Source organism: Micromonospora sonchi, assembly GCF_014646235.1.
In the GTDB taxonomy this organism is placed as follows: Bacteria; Actinomycetota; Actinomycetes; order Mycobacteriales; family Micromonosporaceae; genus Micromonospora; species Micromonospora sonchi.
In genome coordinates this window covers 158,734-176,320 of record NZ_BMNB01000009.1, presented here as the reverse complement: position 1 = coordinate 176,320, position 17,587 = coordinate 158,734, and the positions used below count along the sequence as shown (strand labels likewise).

Genomic DNA, 17,587 nt, shown 5'->3' with positions numbered 1-17,587 from the left:
CCGTGTGATCAACGTACCGCTGTCTGTTCTCGACCTCGCCCCCGTCGCGGCCGGCGCCTCCGCCGGCGAGGCGCTGCGGCACACCACCGAGCTGGCCCGGCGTACCGACGAGCTGGGCTATCACCGGTTCTGGGTGGCCGAGCACCACAACATGCCGGCCATCGCGTCGTCGGCGCCCGCGGTGCTGATCGCGCACCTGGCCGCGCAGACCGACCGGATCCGGCTGGGCTCGGGCGGGGTGATGCTGCCCAACCACGCGCCGCTGGTGGTCGCCGAGCAGTTCGGCACTCTGGAGGCGCTGCACCCGGGCCGCATCGACCTGGGGATCGGCCGCGCGCCGGGCACCGACCGGGTGACCGCGTTGGCGTTGCGCCGGACCATGGAGGGGTTGTCGGCCGAGGGCTTTCCTCGGGAGCTGGCCGACTTGATGAACTTTTTCGCCGACGAGGCGGCCGGGCCGATCACGGCCACCCCGGGGCGTGGCGAGCGGCCGGCGGTGTGGCTGTTGGGGTCCAGCGGGTTCAGCGCCCAGTTGGCCGGCGCGCTGGGGCTGCCGTTCTCGTTCGCGCACCACTTCGGCGGGGAGAACACGCTGCCCGCGCTGGCGTTGTACCGGCAGAGCTTCCGGCCGTCGCGCTGGCTGCGGGAGCCGTACGCGATGGTGGCGGTGAACGCGGTGTGCGCGGAGACCGACGAACGCGCCGAGTGGCTGGCCGGGCCGGCCGGGTTGTCGTTCCTGCGGCTGCGTTCCGGGCGTCCCGAGCCGCTCGCGACGCCGGAGGAGGCGGCGGCGTACCCGTATCAGGAGATGGAGCGGGAGTTCCTGGCGCAGCGCCAGCGGGGTCAGGCGACCGGCTCGCCGGAGACGGTCCGCCGGCAGCTGGGCGAGTTGCTGGAGCGTACCGGCGCGGACGAGTTGATGCTCACCACGATGGTGTACGACGTGGCCGACCGGGTGCGCTCGTTCGAGCTGATCGCCGAGGAGGTCGCCGGGGGGCTGCGCGGTCGGGCGCCCGGGCTGGGCGCCTGAGCCGGAGCGCGGTGGCGCAGGTCACAGCGGTTCCGTGGCCATGAAACATGGGCTTCATGGTGGCGTCACCCGCGCGACGCGAGGAGTGCCTAATGTTGGTTCCGGTGGTGGTACGGCATTCCCCGGTCGGGACGGGTCGGGGGGTGCCGCGGTGTGGGGCACCGGGCCGCGATCGAGCGGATTCCGCGATCGCGGCCCGGTGCCTGTCCCGTTCGGCTCAACGCAGGTAAATGCGGGGCGCGGGCGGGGTGGCCATCCCGTCGCCGAGGAAGAAGCTCGGGTGCGGCGGTTGGTTGTAGGCGGTGTTCTGCCAGGCGACCGCGACCCGGTACTGCGGGTCGTGCATCAGGGTGTGCAGCCGGGTGCTGGTGGTCGTCGGGGTGCTGTAGATCCGTAGCGCCCGGCTGTCGGTGGTGCGCCAGACCACCTCTTCCCGCCAGTCGCCGAGCAGGTCGGCCGAGAGCGCGGGCGTGGCCTTGGTGCCGTTGTTCGCGGCCACGTCGCCGCCGGTGAGCAGGCGGGTGTCGCCGTTCGGGCCGTACTTGTCGATTCGGGTGGCGTCGAGCAGTTCCCGGACCGGGTCGCCGTCCCACCAGATCAGGAAGTTGGTCGAGGAGGGTTTGCGGCCGACGTTCTGGCCGCGGGTGTTGGCCAGGCCGCTCACCGCCGACGACCAGGATTCGGCGCCGGGGCTGCCGGCCCAGATGTCGCCGGAGACGCCCCGGCCGTTGTCGCCGTTGGCAGGGGTGGACCAGATCAGCTGGCCGGTGCGGGCGTCGGCGAGGTAGGAGCTGGGCTTGCTGCCGTCCTCGTTGACCTTGAAGACCTCCAGACCGGGGCGGGTCGGGTCCAGGTCGCCGACGTGCATGGCGTCGCCGTGTCCGGTGGCGGTGGAGTGCAGCAGCCGGCCGTTGTCGTCGATGGTGGCCGCGCCGTAGACGATCTCCTGGCGGCCGTCGCCGTCGACGTCGGCCACGGAGAGGTTGTGGTTGCCCTGGCCGGCGGCGGCGCCGTTGCCGGAGGTGTTGGAGTCGAAGGTCCAGCGCTTGGTGAGGGTGCCGTTGCGGAAGTCCCAGGCGGCGATGACCGCGCGGGTGTAGTAGCCGCGGGCCATGATCAGCGAGGGGCGCTGCCCGTCGAGGTAGGCGGTGGCGGCGAGGAACCGGTCGACCCGGTTGCCGTAGTTGTCGCCCCAGGAGGAGACGGTGCCGCGCGGCGGATCGTAGTTGACGGTGGAGAGGGCGGCGCCGGTGCGGCCGTCGAACATGGTCAGGTACTCGGGTCCGGCGAGCACGTAGCCGCTGGAGTTGCGGTGGTCGGCGTTCGCGTTCCCGATCACCTGGCCGGCGCCGGAGCGGGTGCCGTCGGCGGTCTTCATGGCCACCTCGGCGCGCCCGTCGCCGTCGTAGTCGTACACCTGGAACTGGGTGTAGTGGGCACCGGCCCGGATGTTGCGGCCGAGGTCGATGCGCCACAGCCGGGTGCCGGTGAGGGTGTACGCGTCGACGTACACGTTGCCGGTGTAGCCGGACTGGGAGTTGTCCTTGGCGTTGGACGGCTCCCACTTGAGCACGAACTCGTACCGGCCGTCGCCGTCGAGGTCGCCGACGCTGGCGTCGTTGGCGGAGTAGGTGTAGGCCTCCCCGCTGGGCGTGGTGCCGCCTGGCGGGACCTGCAACGGCACGTCCAGGTAGCCGGCGGGGAACTGCAGCGCGGGCGCGGAGGCGGCCTGTTCGACGCCGTCCACCACGGCCCGCACGGTGTACGCCGTGCCGGCTGCGGCGCCGCTGTCCAGGTAGTTGGTGGCGCCGGTGATCGGGGTGGCGTTGACCCGGGTGCCGCCCCGGTAGAGGTTGAACGCGACGCCGGCGGTCTCGGTGCCGAGCAGCCGCCAGGAGACCAGGTTGGCCGATCCGGAGCGGACGCTGACCAGACCCCGGTCCAGGTTCTCCGCCTGCATCGTGCCCGCCGGTGGGGTGGTCGGGGGTGGCGTGGTGGGCGGCGGCGTGGTCGGGGGTGGCGTGGTGGGCGGCGGCGTGGTCGGGGGTGGCGTGGTGGGCGGCGGCGTGGTCGGGGGTGGCGTGGTGGGCGGCGGCGTGGTCGGGGGTGGCGGGGGTGACGTGCTGGGCGGCGGGGTGGTCGGGGTGGTGGCGCCGGTGCAGGTGGTGCCGTTCAGCGCGAAGCTGGTCGGTGCCGGGTTGCTGCCGTTCCACGAGCCGTTGAATCCGAAGTTGACGCTGGCGTTGGTGCCGATGGCGGCGTTGTAGTCGACGTTGCGGGCGGTGGCCTGGACGCCGGACTGGGTGACGGTGGCGTTCCAGGCCTGGGTGACCTGCTGACCGGCGGGCCAGGTCCAGGTCAGCGTCCAGCCGGTGAGCCGGTAGTCGGCGCGACAGCCGGCGGCGGCGGCCGAGGCGGTCAGGGTGGTCAGCGCGCCGGCGGCGAGCGTGGTGGCGGTGGCCACGGCGAGCAGGGCAGCCCGGGGGGCGGTGCGAAGCATGGTTCCTCCGGTGGAGGTCGGACGCGCGGCAGCCGGTGGTCCGCCGGCCGTGCCCGGTAGCCGACGGGCCATGGTCCACCGGCCGTGCCCGAAGCCGGCAGGGCGCCGCACTGCGGCAGAGACACCGACGCATCGACGTCGGAAAATGCGTTCCCGCGCATGTGCGATGCTAGGGCAAGCGCTTTCTGCTCACAATCAATCTGCTGCACTTGCCCTGAAGCCGATCTCTTTGATCGACTCGCCGGGTGGCTGCACACATGACCCCTGAGGAGTTCCGCCAGGCCGGGTACGCGGTGGTCGACTGGATCGCCGACTACTGGGCCACGCTGCCCCAGCGCCCGGTCACCTCCCAGGACCCACCCGGCACGGTGGCCGCCGAGCTGCCGCCCCGGCCACCAACACAGGGCGAGCCGGTCGAGGCGATCCTCACCGACCTGGGCAAGCTGGTGGCGCCGCGGCTCACCCACTGGCAGCACCCCGGCTTCTTCGGCTACTTCCCGGCCAACACCTCCGGCCCCAGCGTGCTGGGCGACCTGGTCAGCGCCGGGCTGGGCGTACAGGGCATGCTCTGGGCCACCGGTCCGGCCTGCACCGAGCTGGAGACGGTGATGCTGGACTGGCTGGCGGAGGCGCTGGACCTGCCGGCCCGATTCCGCTCGACCGGTCGCGGCGGTGGCGTCATCCAGGACTCGGCCTCCTCCGCCACGCTGGTGGCCACCCTGGTCGCCCTGCACCGGGCGGCGGGCGGGCGATGGCGCGAGGTGGGCGTCGACCGCCGCTACCGGGTGTACACCTCCACCGAGGCGCACTCGTCGGTCGAGAAGGCCGCCCGCATCGCCGGGCTCGGCAGCGACGGGGTACGACTGATCGAGGTGGACCCGACGACCCGGGCCATGTCGCCGACGGCGCTGCGTGCCGCGATCGAGGCGGACCAGGCGGCCGGGCTGGTGCCGGCGCTGGTGGTGGCGACCGTGGGCACCACCTCCACCACCGCCGTGGACCCGCTGCCGCAGATCGGGCCGATCTGCGCCGGGTACGGCGTCTTCCTGCACGTCGACGCCGCGTACGCGGGCGCGGCGGCGGTCTGCCCGGAGCTGCGGTTCGGCCACGCCGGCCTGGAGTACGCCGACTCCTACTGCTTCGACCCGCACAAGTGGCTGCTCACCGGGTTCGACTGCGACGCGTTCTGGGTCGCCGACACCGGCGAGTTGGTCGAGGCGTTGACCGTGCTGCCGGAGTACCTGCGCAACGCGGCCACCGAGTCCGGTGCGGTGATCGACTACCGGGACTGGCAGGTGCCGCTGGGTCGGCGGTTCCGTGCCCTCAAGCTGTGGTTCGTGCTGCGCTGGTATGGCGTCGAGGGCCTGCGTGAGCACATCCGCCGGGGCGTGGCCCTGGCCGCCCGCTTCGCCGACCGGGTACGCGCCGACGACCGCTTCGAGCTGGTCGCCCCACACCCGTACGCGCTGGTGTGTTTCCGGCTGCGCGGCCCGGACGGGCCGAACGAGGAGCTGTTGGCCCGGGTGAACGCCACCGGCCGGGTGTTCCTGACCCATACCCGGGTGGCCGGCCGCTACACGCTGCGCCTCGCCGTCGGCTCGCCCCAGACCACCGAAACCCACGTGGACGAGGCCTGGGCGCTCATCTGCGAGGCCGCAGCGAGTGCCACCCCGGCCTAGGCGTTGACCGTCTCGGTCTCCTGCGACTGGGCCGGTGTCGTCGCCGCCCTGACGATCGCGCGCTCGCGGCGGGTGCGGAGCAGGATCCGGATCGCCAGCGTCAGCGCGGCGGCCCAGCCCACGGCCAGCAGCAGGTAGACCAGCACCGGCAGGGCACCGTCCAGGTCGGCGGCACGCATCAGGACCCGGGCGTTGGTCAGCACGATCACGCCGCCGACCGCCGCACCGAGCAGTTGGCCCGGGACGATCCGGACCAGCCACGCGGCGATCGGGGCGGCGATCAGGCCGCCGGCGAGCAGGGCGAGCACGATCGGCAGCAGGAAGCCCTCGGTGCCCAGGCCGATCAGGAAGCCGAGGCTGGCCGCGCTCGCGACCACGAACTCGGAGGTGTCCACCGAGCCGATCACCTTGCGGGGCTCCATCCGCCCGCTGACCAGTAGGGCCGGCGTGGCCACCGGCCCCCATCCCCCGCCGCCGGTGGCGTCGACGAAGCCGGCGACCAGCCCGAGCGGGCCAAGGAAGCGCCCGCGTAGCCGGCCGGCGGTCGGGTTGCGGCGCAGCGGTCGGGAGAAGCGCACGAGCAGGTACGCCCCCAGCGTGAACAGGATCGCGGCCATCCAGGGGGCGGCCGTCTCGGTGGAGAGTGCGCTGAGGAAGGTGGCGCCGGCGAAGGCGCCGATCGCGCCGGGCACGGCGATGCGGGTCACCACCCGCCAGTCGACGTTGCCGAACTTCCAGTGCGCCGCCCCGGCGGCGAGGGTGGTGCCGATCTCGGCCAGGTGCACCGACGCGGACGCGGCGGCCGGCGCGACGCCGACCAGGAGCAGCAGCGTCGTGGAGGTCAGCCCGTACGCCATGCCGAGCGCACCGTCGACCATCTGCGCGGCGAGCCCGACCAGTGCGATGACCAGTAGCTTGCGCACGGGTGCCCCCAACTCTCGGCAACTCCTACCGACTTGGTCGACAATGCGGCACCGGCGTCCCTCGCGTCAACCCCTCGACCGTCCACTGAGACGACTCACACCCGCCTCGTGGCCCCCACCCGGTGGGTCAGGTCACGGGGCCGAGCGGGCGCGGTGGGTCAGGTCCAGGCGTCGGGGTCGGCTGCCAACTTGGTGACCTGCTCGGGGAGCGCGCCCTGGGCCACGTCGGCCACCGTGACCAGTTCGAGGATCTGGCGTTCGTTGGCGCGCAGCGCGATCCAGACGTCCTGGAGCGCGCGGGCCGCACCGGTGTAGCCGAGGTGCTCGGGGCGCTGCCCCCGGATGTGGGCCAACGGCCCGTCGACCACCCGGATCACCTCGGCCAGGGAGATCGCCTCGGCCGGTCGAGCCAGCCAGTAGCCGCCCTCGGGGCCCCGCTGGGCCTGCACGATGCCGCCCCGGCGCAGTTGCAGCAGGATGCTCTCCAGGAATTTCGGCGGTATCTCCTGGGCCCGGGCGATCTGGTCGGCGGTCACCGGGCGACCGCGGTTCGCCCCGGTCACCGAGGCCAGCTCGGTGACCGCTCGTAGGGCGTAGTCGACCCGGGCGGAGAGACGCATGCCGGACAGGTTAACGGCCGGCCGGTCCCGCCAGTCGATCACCCCTGGAGCGGTCGGGCCGCCCGGCCGCCCGGGTCACCTCCGGTCACCCCCCGACGCGACGCAGCAGCCCCTCCTGCACGGCACTGGCGATGTGCCGGCCGTCGACGGTGAACATCCGGCCGGCGGCCAGGCCCCGCGCGCCGGAGGCGGACGGGCTCCAGCAGTCGTAGAGGAACCACTCGTCGGCGCGGAACGGCCGGTGGAGCCAGAGCGCGTGATCCAGGCTCGCTCCGATCACCCCGCCCGGCCCCCACACCTCGCCGTGTGTGGAGAGCACCGAGTCGAGCAGGGTCAGGTCGGAGGCGTAGGCCAGGGCGCAGGCGTGCAGCAACGGATCATCAGGCAGCTTCCCGTCGACGCGCATCCACACCCGCTGGTGCGGGTCGGCCGGCCGGTCACCGGGGGCCACCCAGCCGGGCTCGCCGACGTAGCGTACGTCGATGGGCCGGGGGATCTGCTCCCAGATGCCCAGCCGTTCGCGGTAGCGGGCGAGCCGGTCGGCCATGGTGGGCACCGCGTCCGGACCGGGCACGTCCGGCGGGACCGGAGCCTGGTGGTCCAGCCCCTCCTCCGGTTGTTGGAACGAGGCGGACATGAAGAAGATCGGCTTGTCGTGCTGGAGCGCGACCGAGCGGCGTACCGAGAAGGATCGGCCGTCGCGGACGTTCTCCACCTCGTACTCGATCGGCTCGGTCGCGTCGCCGGGCCGCACGAAGTAGCCGTGCAGCGAGTGGACCATCCGCTCGGGGTCGACGGTCCGGCCGGCGGCGACCAGGGCCTGGCCGGCGACCTGGCCGCCGTAGACCCGCTGCGGGCCGACCTGCGGGCTCATCCCCCGGAACGACATGGCGCCGGTCGGCGCGAGGTCGAGCACCTCCAGCAGATGGTCGACGGCGGCCTGACCGGTGACGGCCTCCGTCACCGCAGTGCTCGCGCGGACGCGGCGTCGACCAGCGAGCCGAGCTGGTGCACCCGCAGGGTGTTGGTCGAGCCGGGGGTGCCGGGCGGGCTGCCCGCGACGATCACCACGTAGTCGCCGGGGGTGGCCCGGTTGAGCCCCAGCAGCGCCTCGTCGACCTGGCGGAACATGTCGTCGGTGTGCTGCACGAAGGGCATCAGGAAGGTCTCCACGCCCCAGGAGAGGGCGAGCTGGCAGTGCACCTCGGGCACCGGGGTGAAGGCAAGCAGGGGCAGGTCGCAGTGCAGTCGGCTCAGCCGGCGCACGGTGTCGCCGGTCTGCGAGAACGCGACCAGCGCCTTGGCGCCGATGGCCCGGGCGATCGAGGACGCGGCGACGGTGAGCGCGCCACCGTGCGTACGCGGATCGTGCTGGAGCCGGGGCACCAGGATCGAACCGGCCTCGGTGGTCTTGACGATCTTGGCCATGGTGCTGACGGTGAGCACCGGATACTTGCCCACGCTGGTCTCGCCGGAGAGCATCACCGCGTCGGCGCCGTCGAGCACGGCGTTGGCGACGTCGGACGCCTCGGCGCGGGTCGGCCGGGAATTCTCGATCATCGAGTCGAGCATCTGGGTGGCCACGATGACGGGCTTGGCGTTCTCCCGGCACAGCTGCACGGCGCGCTTCTGCACCAGCGGCACCTCGTCCAGCGGCAACTCCACGCCGAGGTCGCCGCGGGCGACCATGACCCCGTCGAAGGCCAGCACGATCGCCTCGAGGTTGTCCACCGCCTCCGGCTTCTCGACCTTGGCCAGCACCGGCCGGTGCACGCCGACCTCGCTCATGATCGCGTGGGCCAGCTTGATGTCGTCGGCGGAGCGGACGAAGGAGAGCGCGATCAGGTCGACACCGAGGCCGAGCGCGAAGCGCAGATCCTCGATGTCCTTCTCCGACAGCGCGGGCACGCTGACCGCCACGTTGGGCAGCGAGACGCCCTTGTTGTTGCTGACCGGCCCGCCCTCGGTGATCAGTACACGGATGTCGTTGCCGGTGACGTCGGTGACCTCGACGGCGACCCGGCCGTCGTCGATCAGCAACCGGTCGCCCGGCTTCACCTCCTGCGGCAGCTTCCGGTAGGTGCAGGAGACCCGGTCCTTGGTGCCCAGGATGTCGTCACTGGTGATCACCACGGAGTCACCGGTGCGCCACTCGTGCGGGCCGTCGGCGAACCGACCCAGCCGGATCTTCGGCCCCTGGAGGTCGGCCAGGATCGCCACCGGCTGGCCGGCCGCCTCGGCGGCCTCCCGGACGAGGTGGTACACCGCCTCGTGGTCGGCGTGGCTGCCGTGGCTGAAGTTCAGCCTCGCCACGTTCATGCCGGCCTCGACGAGCCCACGGATGCGCTCGGGCGACGAGGTGGCGGGGCCAAGAGTACAGACGATCTTCGCGCGGCGTGTCACGCCCATCAGGCTAGTCTCTCCTCCGGGTCGGACGAGGGGCCGACCCCTTGCGCACGGCGGAACAACCGTCCAACAGCGCACGAAGCGGCCCGACAGGGCAACCGCGCCGGACGGTCAAGGCGGGCGACGGCGACCGCGCCGGAATGGTACGCCCCCGACGTCAGCGCGCGCCGAGGCACTCACCCAAACCCCGCCGATCTTGCACTTTTGGTCGCCGGTACAGCCCTTTTGCGGCATTCGTCCGGACAGCAAGTGCATGATCGGCGGGGTGGGGGCAGGTGCGGCTAGAGGGCCAGGCAGTTGGGGTTGATGGGTTGGTCGTTCAGGGCCTGGCGGATGACCGAGTAGGTGGTGCCGTCGACGACCAGTCCGAGGTGGCCGACGACACGCAGCGGGCACTTGGACTGGATCAGCACGTTGGTCACGCCATCGGCCAGCATGGCGTTGTCGACCGGCCGGACCAGTTCGTCCTGCCAGGTGCGTACGGTGGTCCAGCGCACCGCACCCGGGGTGTCGTCACCGGCGTTGAGCGCGGCCAGGAACGACGAGCCGATCGTCATCTGCTGGCAGGCCACGACGCCGGCGCAGCTACCCAGGCCGAGGAACGCCACGATGTTAGCGACGTAGGTGCCGTACTGCGGCGTACCCAGGCTGACGTAGCGCCCGATCACGTCGCCACCGCCGAGGTTCTTGATGTAGTAGCGGCTGACCAGGCCACCCTCGGAGTGGGCGACCAGGTCGATCCGGCTCGCTCCGGTGGCGGAACGGACCTGCCCAACGAAGCCACGCAGGCTGTTGGCGGAGGCGGTGATGTCACCGAGCCCGAGGTTCGGCAACTGGTAGATCCAGACCCGGTGGCCGTCGGCGCGCAGCCGGGCGGCGAGCGGCTCGTACACGACGGCGATGCCACTGAGCCCACCGACGACGATGACCGGGTTGGCGGCGGCGAGCGTCCCTGGCCCCGCGGTGGCGTCCAGGCTGGCGCCGGTGGCGGCGGCGCCGGCCGGGGTCGCCTTGACGGGTTGGTCGGTGGCGGGGGCCGCGGTGGCGGCAGCCGGGGCAGCCAGGATGGCGGCGAGGGTGAGGGCGAGAACGGGGACAGCCTTTCGGAGCAGCATCGCTGCACCTCCCAAGAGGGAGCCCGGGGTTGCCGGGGTGGAGGTGGGTGTGTCCGATCGACCGTGAGTTGATGATCCGGCAACAATCTGGAAACGTCAATGAAAAGTTACGCACGAGTAGCGACGGCCTGGCCAGGCGAGACCACCCACCGACCGGCCACAAAAGCGGATGCTGCACGCGCCGGCGAGGGCGCGTGCGGCATCCGGGGTGCCGGCTGGGCCCGACCGACCCGCGCCCCGGGGTCAGGCGATCGGGGTCGCCTCCGGCTCGGGCTCCGGTCGCGCCGGAGCGTTCTTCACGTACGTCGGGTGCAGCTGCACCGGCTGCACCTCGTGGCGGCGTTGCCGCGCCCGGACCCGCAGGTTGAGGAACTCCACGAAGATCGAGAAGGCGATCGGCCCGTACACGTAGCCCTTCGGGATGTGCTGGTCGAAGCTCTCCGCGATCAGGCTCGCGCCGATGATCAGCAGGAACGACAGGGCCAGCATCTTGACCGTCGGGTGCTGGTTGACGAACCTGCTGACCGCTCCCGAGGAGACCAGCATGATGATCATCGCGATGACCACGGCAGCCACCATGATGGCGAGTTCGTCGACCATGCCGACCGCGGTGATCACCGAGTCGAGCGAGAAGACCACGTCCAGCACCAGGATCTGCGCGATGACCGCACCGAACGAGACGGTCTTCTTGGCCGACCGCCCGTGATCGTCGCCCTCCAGGTGCTCGTGTATCTCGTACGTCGCCTTGCCGAGCAGGAACAACCCGCCGAGCAGGAGTATCAGGTCCCGCCCGGAGATCTCCTGCCCCACCACGGTGAACCACGGCGCGGTCAGGCCGATGATCCAGGAGAGCGAGGCCAACAGGAGCAGACGGGTGATCAGGGCGAGCGAGATGCCGATCGTGCGGGCCCGAGCCTGCTGATGCTCGGGCAGCCGGCCGGACAGAATCGAGATGAACACGACGTTGTCGATGCCCAACACGATCTCCAGCAGGAGCAGGGTCGCGAACGCGATCCACAGCTCGGGACTGGTCAAGAATTCCATGCCATCCTCGACTCTCACGACCGGTCGCCGGGCCGGTGCCCGGACCGCCGAGAATCGTCGCACGGCCCTGCACGCCCCGCCGGACGACGAGTTGGCGAGGCCACGCCGGACCACGAGTAGGCGGCGAGCGGAGGTTCGCTTGTCGCCCTGCTCGATAGGCTTGTCGGAGACAGAACCGGGATTCGGAGAGGGGGTGCGCCAGTGGCTACCGCGCATGACGTGGCAGCGGCGGTGTTGAGCGAACTCGGGCCGATGACGGCGATGAAGCTGGAGAAGCTCGTCTACTACTGCCAGGGCTGGCACCTGGCGCGTGAGGGGCATCCCCTGTTCCAGGAGCCTATCGAGGCATGGCGGGAGGGCCCGGTGGTGCCGCTCCTCTATCGGCACCACCGACGCCAACGCACCGTGTCCGACTGGCCGCACGGCGAGCCGTCTCGCCTGACACCAGCCCAGGCCGCTACGGTTCGCTGGGTGGCCGCGAACTACGGCCGATTTTCGGCGGCCGAGCTTTCCACCATGACTCACCACGAGCTGCCCTGGCGCGTCGCTCGGGGTGCGCTGCCCGATTCCGCCAGTTCGACGGAACAGCTCGATATCGATCTCATGCGGACGTACTTCGCTCGGCAGGTAGCCAACGTCGAGACGGCTGTCGCCCTCGCCTCCGCGAACGCCGCCCTCGAAGGCGTCGAGTTCGACGAGGACTGGCAGGACAAACTCCGCGACGTCGCCTCCGGCGTCACGGACGCCGACGAATTGATCGCTCAGGAGATAGCCCGGATCCACGGTGACCGAGACTGACCCCTACTGCTGGCCAGGCACGAACTGCCTACAGAACAAACTCGACATCTACGACGCACACCAACTGGCCGAGGTCGAGTCCAGACTGGCCTCCATCCGCGAGGTCCAAGCCTCCCGGATGATCATCCCGGGCAACTACGCGCTGGGACATCTACAAGATTTTCACCAGCATCTTTTCTCTGACGTCTATCCGTGGGCCGGACAAACCAGGACGGTGGACATCAGCAAGCCTGGTGCGCGAACTGAATGTCTGCCATCCTTTCCGCGAGGGCAATGGACGTACGGTCCGCGCATTTCTGCGCCAACTCGCGGCAGCGGCCGGTTACCTGCTCGACTGGTCGGAGTTGAACGCGGAAGCGAACATCGCTGCCTGCCAGCAACACCTCGCCACGGCCGACCTGAGCCTCCTGGTCACAGCGCTCCGCCCCGTCGTCCGGCGACTACCCTGAGGCTACGAAGGCTGTCGCCCAACAGCTGGACGGTTTACGTGTCATGGCCGTTCGGTGACCCCGGCGACGAAGGCCCGCCAGGCGGTCGGGGTGAAGGTCAGCGCCGGCCCGGTCGGGTCCTCCGAATCGCGTACGCCGACGACGCCGGGCAGGTTGTCGGCGACCTCCACACAGGCACCACCGTTGGAAGACGAGCGGGACGACGTGCGCCAGCGCGCACCGGTCAGTTGGTCCATGTCTTCGCCGCCTCCTTGAGCACGTCGAGCGACTGCCCCAACGGGAGAGCCTGAGCTCGGACCGCGTCCCAGATCAATGCCAGACGAGCAACGGGGTCGGGCTGCCCGGTGGTCTGCGACTCCAACTGATGGTCCGTGCACCCGGCGCGCGACCCGTCGGGTAGGTCAGCCAGGATGAACGCCCCGGCCAACCCTGAGTAGATGCCGGCGGACAGCGGCACGATCTGCATCCGGATATGCGGCTGTTCGGCGCAGCTCAGCGGGTGTTCGACCTGCTCAGCCATGACGTCGGGGCCGCCGCACTGCCGCCGGAGAACCATCTCGTCCAGCACCACGAAGAGCCGCGGACTCGGGTCACGGTCAAGCACCGCCTGCCGCTGCATCCGCGCCGCGACTCGCTGGTCCAACTGAGACAGCGGCGTACCCGCCGCACGGAAGGTCGCACGGGCGTACGCCTCGGTTTGCAGGAGTCCGGGCACGAAGGAGTGCTCGTACCAGCGCAGCGCGGTTGCTTCCCGCTCAATCTGTCCTAGCCATTCGCGCAGCCAGACCGGGGCGTCGTCGTCCTTGACCAGTTCCTCCCAGAGGGTCGCGAATTGGCCGCCGGTGTTCAGGGCCTTGTCGACGGCGGTGAGGTAGGGCGGGTTCGGTGCCTTGGTGCCGGTCTCGATCGCGCTGGCCTGGGAGTCCGAGCAGAAGACCAGCTCGCCGAGTTGGGCCTGGGTCAGGCCGGCAACCCCTCGGCGTCGCCTCAGCTCACGAAGCAGGTACTCGACGGTGGAGGTCGATTCCCCCCGACCCGGTGGGCGCGTACGTCACGGGGGTCGCTGCCGGGCGAGCAACCGCAGCGACCCCCGTCCCACCTCACCCACCGGAAGGAGACGCCCGTGCCCACGCCGAGGAACCCGAACGCCATGCCCGCCTCCGCAGGGAGGACCGCGAACGCGGTGCCCGCGTCGCGCTGGGCGAACCGTCCACCCGCCGCGATCCCCGGTCGGCGCGCGGACGGAACCCCCCGGGTCGCGCCCGGCGTGTACCTGCTGACCCGCGAGGCGTCACCGCAGTTCGCCAAACCGATCGTCGTACGGGTGATCCGCGAGCTGACCGACCGGCACACCTACTACGAGTGGACGTGGATCCAGGCGTACCAACTAGACAAGCACGGCGACGCGGTCGACCGGCGTGAGCTGTTCGTGCGACCCGACGGCATGCGACGCGTACCCGAGCCGGGCAGCGGTCGCACCCACAACCGACGCGACACGACGAAGGGCGACCGATGAGCCGGCGCCGGCGCGATCACGTCCCGTCCCGCCCGACGTGGCGCTGCCACGCCTGCGGCAGTGCCTGGCCCTGTTCCCCCGCCAAGCTGCGCCTGCTCGCCGAATATCGGGGGAACATGCCGGGCCTCCTGGTCCACCTGGTCACGCTCCGCGAAGAGGCCGCCGAACAACTCGCCCAACTCAACCCGGACACCTACCCGGCGAACCTGCACCAACGGTTCACCGACTGGGTACCGGTCCGCTCCCGCTGACGGCACCGCCCTGGCCTGACGGTGCCATGGCGCGTCAGGCGACGAGGCTCTGGCACTCGTCGCCTGACACAGCAGCTCGGATTGGCGGGGTGTCAGCCGGCGGTGCAGGACCTGACCTGTGGTCGGGCGCCGGAGTTGCCGTTCATCATCGTGGTGAAGCCGAAGGCGTTGCCGCTGCCGTTGGAGCGCATCGTCAGCACGGTGTTGTTGTTGCTCAGGCTGGCGTTGCCGCTCCACGTGGTGGTGATCGACTGTGGCGCGGTGACGGCCACCACCACGGTCCAACTGTTGGCGCCGCTGACCGTCACCGTGGTGTTGTACCGGTCGCCCCAGACCGTGCCGGGCGTCACCGACGTGCTGCACCCGCCGCCGGGTGGCGGGGTGGTGGGGTTGCCGCTGGGCGGGGTCGTGGGCGGTGTGCTGCCGTCGGGGGCCACCGCTCGGCCGGTGGACGGCGAGATCATGCCGGGGCACAGGTTGCGGCTGGTGAGGTTGGCCATGATCTGCGGGATCGCGTCGCGGGTGTTCTGGATTCCGTCGTGCATCAGGATGACCTGGCCGGCCTGGAGTCGGCTGGCGTTGGAGACGATCTGACTGACACTGGCGCCGTTCCAGTCCTGGGAGTCCACGTCCCAGATCACCTGACGCAGGCCGAGCGACGAGGCGACGGACTGGAGCGTGGAGTTCGTCTCCCCGTACGGCGGCCGGAAGAGCTGCGGCCGAACGCCGGTCGCCGACTGGATCGCCGAATTCGTCTGGGACAGGTCGGACTGCATCTGGCTCTGACTCATCGAGGTCATATGGGCGTGGTTCCAGCTGTGGTTGCCGATCCACATGCCGGCCGAGACCTGTGCCTGCGCCGCCGACCGGTTGTTCTGGACGTTCTGCCCGACGTTGAACATCGTGGCCCGTACGCCGTTGTTGCGCAGCACGGACAGCAGTGCGCTGGTGCTGCCGGTCGGCCCGTCGTCGAAGGTCAGTCCGACGTAACCGTTGCAGGCGGCGGCGCTGGACGGAGTCGCGACGACCGCGATGGCGACGCCGCCCATCGCCACGGTGGTGGCGATGACGGCCAGCCGGACGATGTGGCTGAGCCGACCGGGAGCGGTCGGTGGCCGAGGCTTGTCGAGTTTGCCGAACATAGAGCTTCCCTCCTTGGGTCGTGGATGCCGACCTGGTGGTGTCGGCCGTCGGGCCGGGGCGCGGAAAGTGCGGTAGTACGGTCCGGACATGCGGGTGTGAGCGGGGGCGCCCCATACCTTGACCAAGCGCCTCACATCGGCCGTGGTGGACCGAATTATCACAGCGATAATTCAGAGGCGTCAATGAGTTCCGGAAGCTTTCCGGACGACAAAGGAGGCGATGGATACGCTCACAGCGACGCTGAGGTGCGGTTATGTTTCCGGGATGCCACTCGTCTCCACCAGACGGAGGTAGCGGCGGATCGCTGCTCAGCTACTTTCCGGAACAACTCCGGAACATGAGGCGGCAACATGGGGCAGCGTTGACGGAGGGCTTGGCTGTCTTGCCTGGACGGCTGAGCCGAGTGATCAGTTCTCGCTCGGGGCCGGCACCACGGCGAGGGAAACCGACATGAGGTCTTCGCCGTCGAGGTGTTCCGAATCGATCAGTACGCTCACACCTACGCCCGGGGAAGCCAGCCAGAAGGCTTGGCTCTCGTCCCGAAGCCCGGTGGCGGCGCCATGGCAGAAGTCGCGCAGGGTCCAGGCCTCGGCGTCACGTTCGTGGTAGTCGACGAGGAAGGCGCGCAGGGCTTCAAGGTCCGTCAGTCGCTCTCCGCGCAGCACATGAACCCGCAGGTCAGCCCGGTAGCCGCCGTCGGTCTGCCGTTCCCACACCCGCGAGGCGAAGTGGACATCCTCCCACTCGCTGGCGAAGTCGGAGACCTCCTCGCCCGCCTCGGCGGGCACATGCCCGATGTGGAACCCGTCCAACACCCCGCCGTCGCGCATGCCGCCTCCTCAGTTTCCCAGCGCGCGGACCTTGGTGATCGTTTCCTGGACTTGCTGCTTGGCGGGCTCATTGCCCTGGGCCGCCTGCGCCAGCGCCTGCCGATAGGAATCGATCATGCCGATCAGCGGGCCGGCGGCAGCGCCCTGCAACGCCCCCGCGACGAGTTGGCGTGCCTCGGCCACGTCCTGGGCGGCGGCGGCTGTCTTCGCCTTCGCCTCTTCCAGCTTCTGCGCGGCTGCCGCCAGCCTGGCGATCATCTCCGCTGCACTCACACGCCCTCCCCCAAGCCACCGGCACGCAAAGTCCCCACTCCCGCACAAGCGGCGACCACACAGGAGGGTACTGAGATTCGCCCTCCCCCGCGACGCACCAAGACGTGGATCTTGGTGCGAAAGCGCCCCCAGGGCGGATTCAAGCGGCGGTTGCAACGGTCGCCGCCCACACGCCGCCCGGCAGTCTCAGCGCAGGGCGCGGAAGAGCAGGAGGTAGCCGCAGTAGGCCAGCGGGACAGCCAGGAAGCAGAGCAGGAAGCCGAGCACCGGGTGACGGGGCGGAGTGGCAGCACCCACGGCGGGCCGACCCCAGCGACCGAGCACCAGCCAGCCGCCGATCAGCGAGACGGCGGGCAGGCCGGCGCACATCCAGGCGTAGAGGGTGAAGCCGTCGACCACCCCGACGCCGGAGGCGAGCACCATGAGCAGCATGAGCACCACCGAGACGCCGGCGCAGCCGAGGTAGACGGCGACCGCACGGGCCATCGGCGACCAGGTCGGTAGCAGGGCCGGCCGCTGAGCGAGCAACTCCGCCTGCTGCGCGTGCCGGTCGGCCTCGTCGGCCCAGCGCCGCGCCAACTCCAACTCCGTCGCCGGGTCGACCTGGCCGGCGCGCTGGGCCGGCACCCCGGCCGCCATCGCGCTCACCGCCACCGGCAACGCCCGCTCCGTCTCCCCAACCCCCGGCTGACCGTACGCCCCGACACCCGGCGGCCCCGACACCGGCACCCCCGACGTCGGCACCCCGGACACCGGTGCCCCCGACACCGGAGGGGGTGCGCCCGGCGGGCCGGAGACCGGCGGGGCAGGCGTACCCGGGGATATCCCGATCGTGCGGCCGAGGTGGTCGAGGCGCTGGCCCTGGGCGACGAGCCGCCCGTCCAGGTATTCGACGGCGGCGTGCAGGTCGCGTCGGCGTTCCGCCTCGGCGGCGGCGCCCTGCTCGCCGGCGCGCTGCTGGTTGGAGAGGTGACGGGCCAGCGCGGCGTACTCGTCGAAGGTGGACACGC

General features: G+C 70.8%; 19 protein-coding genes. 6 read left to right on the top strand and 13 right to left on the bottom strand.

The genetic code is table 11. From position 1 onward, the window contains the following. Positions 1–4 precede the first annotated feature (4 nt). Positions 5–1,030, top strand: coding sequence for an LLM class flavin-dependent oxidoreductase (locus tag IEY61_RS12215; RefSeq protein WP_189043605.1), 1,026 nt, complete (start codon positions 5–7; stop codon positions 1,028–1,030). A gap of 217 nt (positions 1,031–1,247) precedes the next feature. Here IEY61_RS12215 and IEY61_RS12210 read toward each other — a convergent pair whose 3' ends face one another. Continuing rightward, on the bottom strand, positions 1,248–3,530 hold the full coding sequence (locus IEY61_RS12210) for a rhamnogalacturonan lyase family protein (RefSeq protein WP_189043603.1): 2,283 nt from the start codon (positions 3,528–3,530) through the stop codon (positions 1,248–1,250). A gap of 245 nt (positions 3,531–3,775) precedes the next feature. Here IEY61_RS12210 and IEY61_RS12205 point away from each other — a divergent pair, with 245 nt between their 5' ends. Further along, positions 3,776–5,209: a pyridoxal-dependent decarboxylase gene (locus IEY61_RS12205; protein WP_229705842.1), complete on the top strand. Its 1,434-nt coding sequence runs from the start codon at positions 3,776–3,778 to the stop codon at positions 5,207–5,209. On the opposite strand, the gene IEY61_RS12200 is transcribed toward IEY61_RS12205, so the two are convergent. From IEY61_RS12200 to IEY61_RS12175, 6 genes are all read right to left on the bottom strand, one after another. Then, positions 5,206–6,132, bottom strand: coding sequence for a sulfite exporter TauE/SafE family protein (locus IEY61_RS12200; RefSeq protein WP_189043601.1), 927 nt, complete (start codon positions 6,130–6,132; stop codon positions 5,206–5,208). The genes IEY61_RS12205 and IEY61_RS12200 overlap by 4 nt on opposite strands. Before the next feature lie 158 nt (positions 6,133–6,290). Further along, positions 6,291–6,752 carry an RrF2 family transcriptional regulator gene (locus IEY61_RS12195; RefSeq protein WP_189043600.1) on the bottom strand — a complete coding sequence of 154 codons (462 nt, stop codon included), beginning with the start codon at positions 6,750–6,752 and terminating at the stop codon, positions 6,291–6,293. A gap of 85 nt (positions 6,753–6,837) precedes the next feature. Further along, positions 6,838–7,716 (bottom strand): acyl-CoA thioesterase, encoded by an 879-nt coding sequence (locus IEY61_RS12190; RefSeq protein ID WP_189043599.1) that lies wholly within the window; start codon positions 7,714–7,716, stop codon positions 6,838–6,840. Next, positions 7,713–9,161, bottom strand: a complete 1,449-nt coding sequence (gene pyk / locus IEY61_RS12185; RefSeq protein WP_189043598.1) for a pyruvate kinase — start codon at positions 9,159–9,161, stop codon at positions 7,713–7,715. The genes IEY61_RS12190 and pyk overlap by 4 nt, the downstream gene beginning before the upstream one ends. A gap of 278 nt (positions 9,162–9,439) precedes the next feature. Beyond that, positions 9,440–10,273 (bottom strand): esterase/lipase family protein, encoded by an 834-nt coding sequence (locus IEY61_RS12180; protein WP_189043597.1) that lies wholly within the window; start codon positions 10,271–10,273, stop codon positions 9,440–9,442. A gap of 243 nt (positions 10,274–10,516) precedes the next feature. Further along, positions 10,517–11,317, bottom strand: a complete 801-nt coding sequence (locus IEY61_RS12175; RefSeq protein WP_189043596.1) for a TerC family protein — start codon at positions 11,315–11,317, stop codon at positions 10,517–10,519. A 219-nt stretch (positions 11,318–11,536) separates the two neighbouring features. Here IEY61_RS12175 and IEY61_RS12170 point away from each other — a divergent pair, with 219 nt between their 5' ends. Then, positions 11,537–12,115 carry a Panacea domain-containing protein gene (locus IEY61_RS12170; RefSeq protein WP_229705841.1) on the top strand — a complete coding sequence of 193 codons (579 nt, stop codon included), beginning with the start codon at positions 11,537–11,539 and terminating at the stop codon, positions 12,113–12,115. Between the two features lie 233 nt (positions 12,116–12,348). Next, on the top strand, positions 12,349–12,564 hold the full coding sequence (locus IEY61_RS31975) for a Fic family protein (RefSeq protein ID WP_308424566.1): 216 nt from the start codon (positions 12,349–12,351) through the stop codon (positions 12,562–12,564). A 41-nt stretch (positions 12,565–12,605) separates the two neighbouring features. On the opposite strand, the gene IEY61_RS12160 is transcribed toward IEY61_RS31975, so the two are convergent. Both IEY61_RS12160 and IEY61_RS31785 read right to left on the bottom strand, forming a co-directional pair. Beyond that, the gene (locus IEY61_RS12160; RefSeq protein ID WP_189043593.1) at positions 12,606–12,800 is read right to left on the bottom strand and encodes a DUF397 domain-containing protein; all 195 of its coding nucleotides are present in this window, start codon (positions 12,798–12,800) and stop codon (positions 12,606–12,608) included. Continuing rightward, positions 12,788–13,555, bottom strand: a complete 768-nt coding sequence (locus IEY61_RS31785; protein WP_268240642.1) for a helix-turn-helix domain-containing protein — start codon at positions 13,553–13,555, stop codon at positions 12,788–12,790. The genes IEY61_RS12160 and IEY61_RS31785 overlap by 13 nt, the downstream gene beginning before the upstream one ends. 132 nt (positions 13,556–13,687) lie before the next feature. Between IEY61_RS31785 and IEY61_RS12150 the strand changes: the two genes are divergently transcribed. Together IEY61_RS12150 and IEY61_RS12145 are read left to right on the top strand one after the other, a co-directional pair. Further along, a complete protein-coding gene (locus IEY61_RS12150; RefSeq protein ID WP_229705839.1) occupies positions 13,688–14,080 on the top strand; it encodes a hypothetical protein in 393 nt (130 codons plus the stop codon). Next, complete coding sequence (locus tag IEY61_RS12145; RefSeq protein WP_189043591.1) at positions 14,077–14,331, top strand: flavin reductase; 255 nt, start codon at positions 14,077–14,079, stop codon at positions 14,329–14,331. The genes IEY61_RS12150 and IEY61_RS12145 overlap by 4 nt, the downstream gene beginning before the upstream one ends. A 92-nt stretch (positions 14,332–14,423) precedes the next feature. Here IEY61_RS12145 and IEY61_RS12140 read toward each other — a convergent pair whose 3' ends face one another. The 4 genes from IEY61_RS12140 to IEY61_RS12125 form a co-directional block, all read right to left on the bottom strand. Beyond that, a complete protein-coding gene (locus IEY61_RS12140) occupies positions 14,424–15,473 on the bottom strand; it encodes a polysaccharide deacetylase family protein (protein WP_189043589.1) in 1,050 nt (349 codons plus the stop codon). 408 nt (positions 15,474–15,881) lie between these two features. Then, positions 15,882–16,304, bottom strand: coding sequence for a hypothetical protein (locus IEY61_RS12135; protein WP_189043587.1), 423 nt, complete (start codon positions 16,302–16,304; stop codon positions 15,882–15,884). A 9-nt stretch (positions 16,305–16,313) separates the two neighbouring features. Next, positions 16,314–16,577: a DUF6244 family protein gene (locus IEY61_RS12130; RefSeq protein ID WP_189043585.1), complete on the bottom strand. Its 264-nt coding sequence runs from the start codon at positions 16,575–16,577 to the stop codon at positions 16,314–16,316. Between the two features lie 186 nt (positions 16,578–16,763). After that, on the bottom strand, positions 16,764–17,585 hold the full coding sequence (locus IEY61_RS12125) for a hypothetical protein (RefSeq protein ID WP_189043583.1): 822 nt from the start codon (positions 17,583–17,585) through the stop codon (positions 16,764–16,766). Positions 17,586–17,587 lie beyond the last annotated feature (2 nt).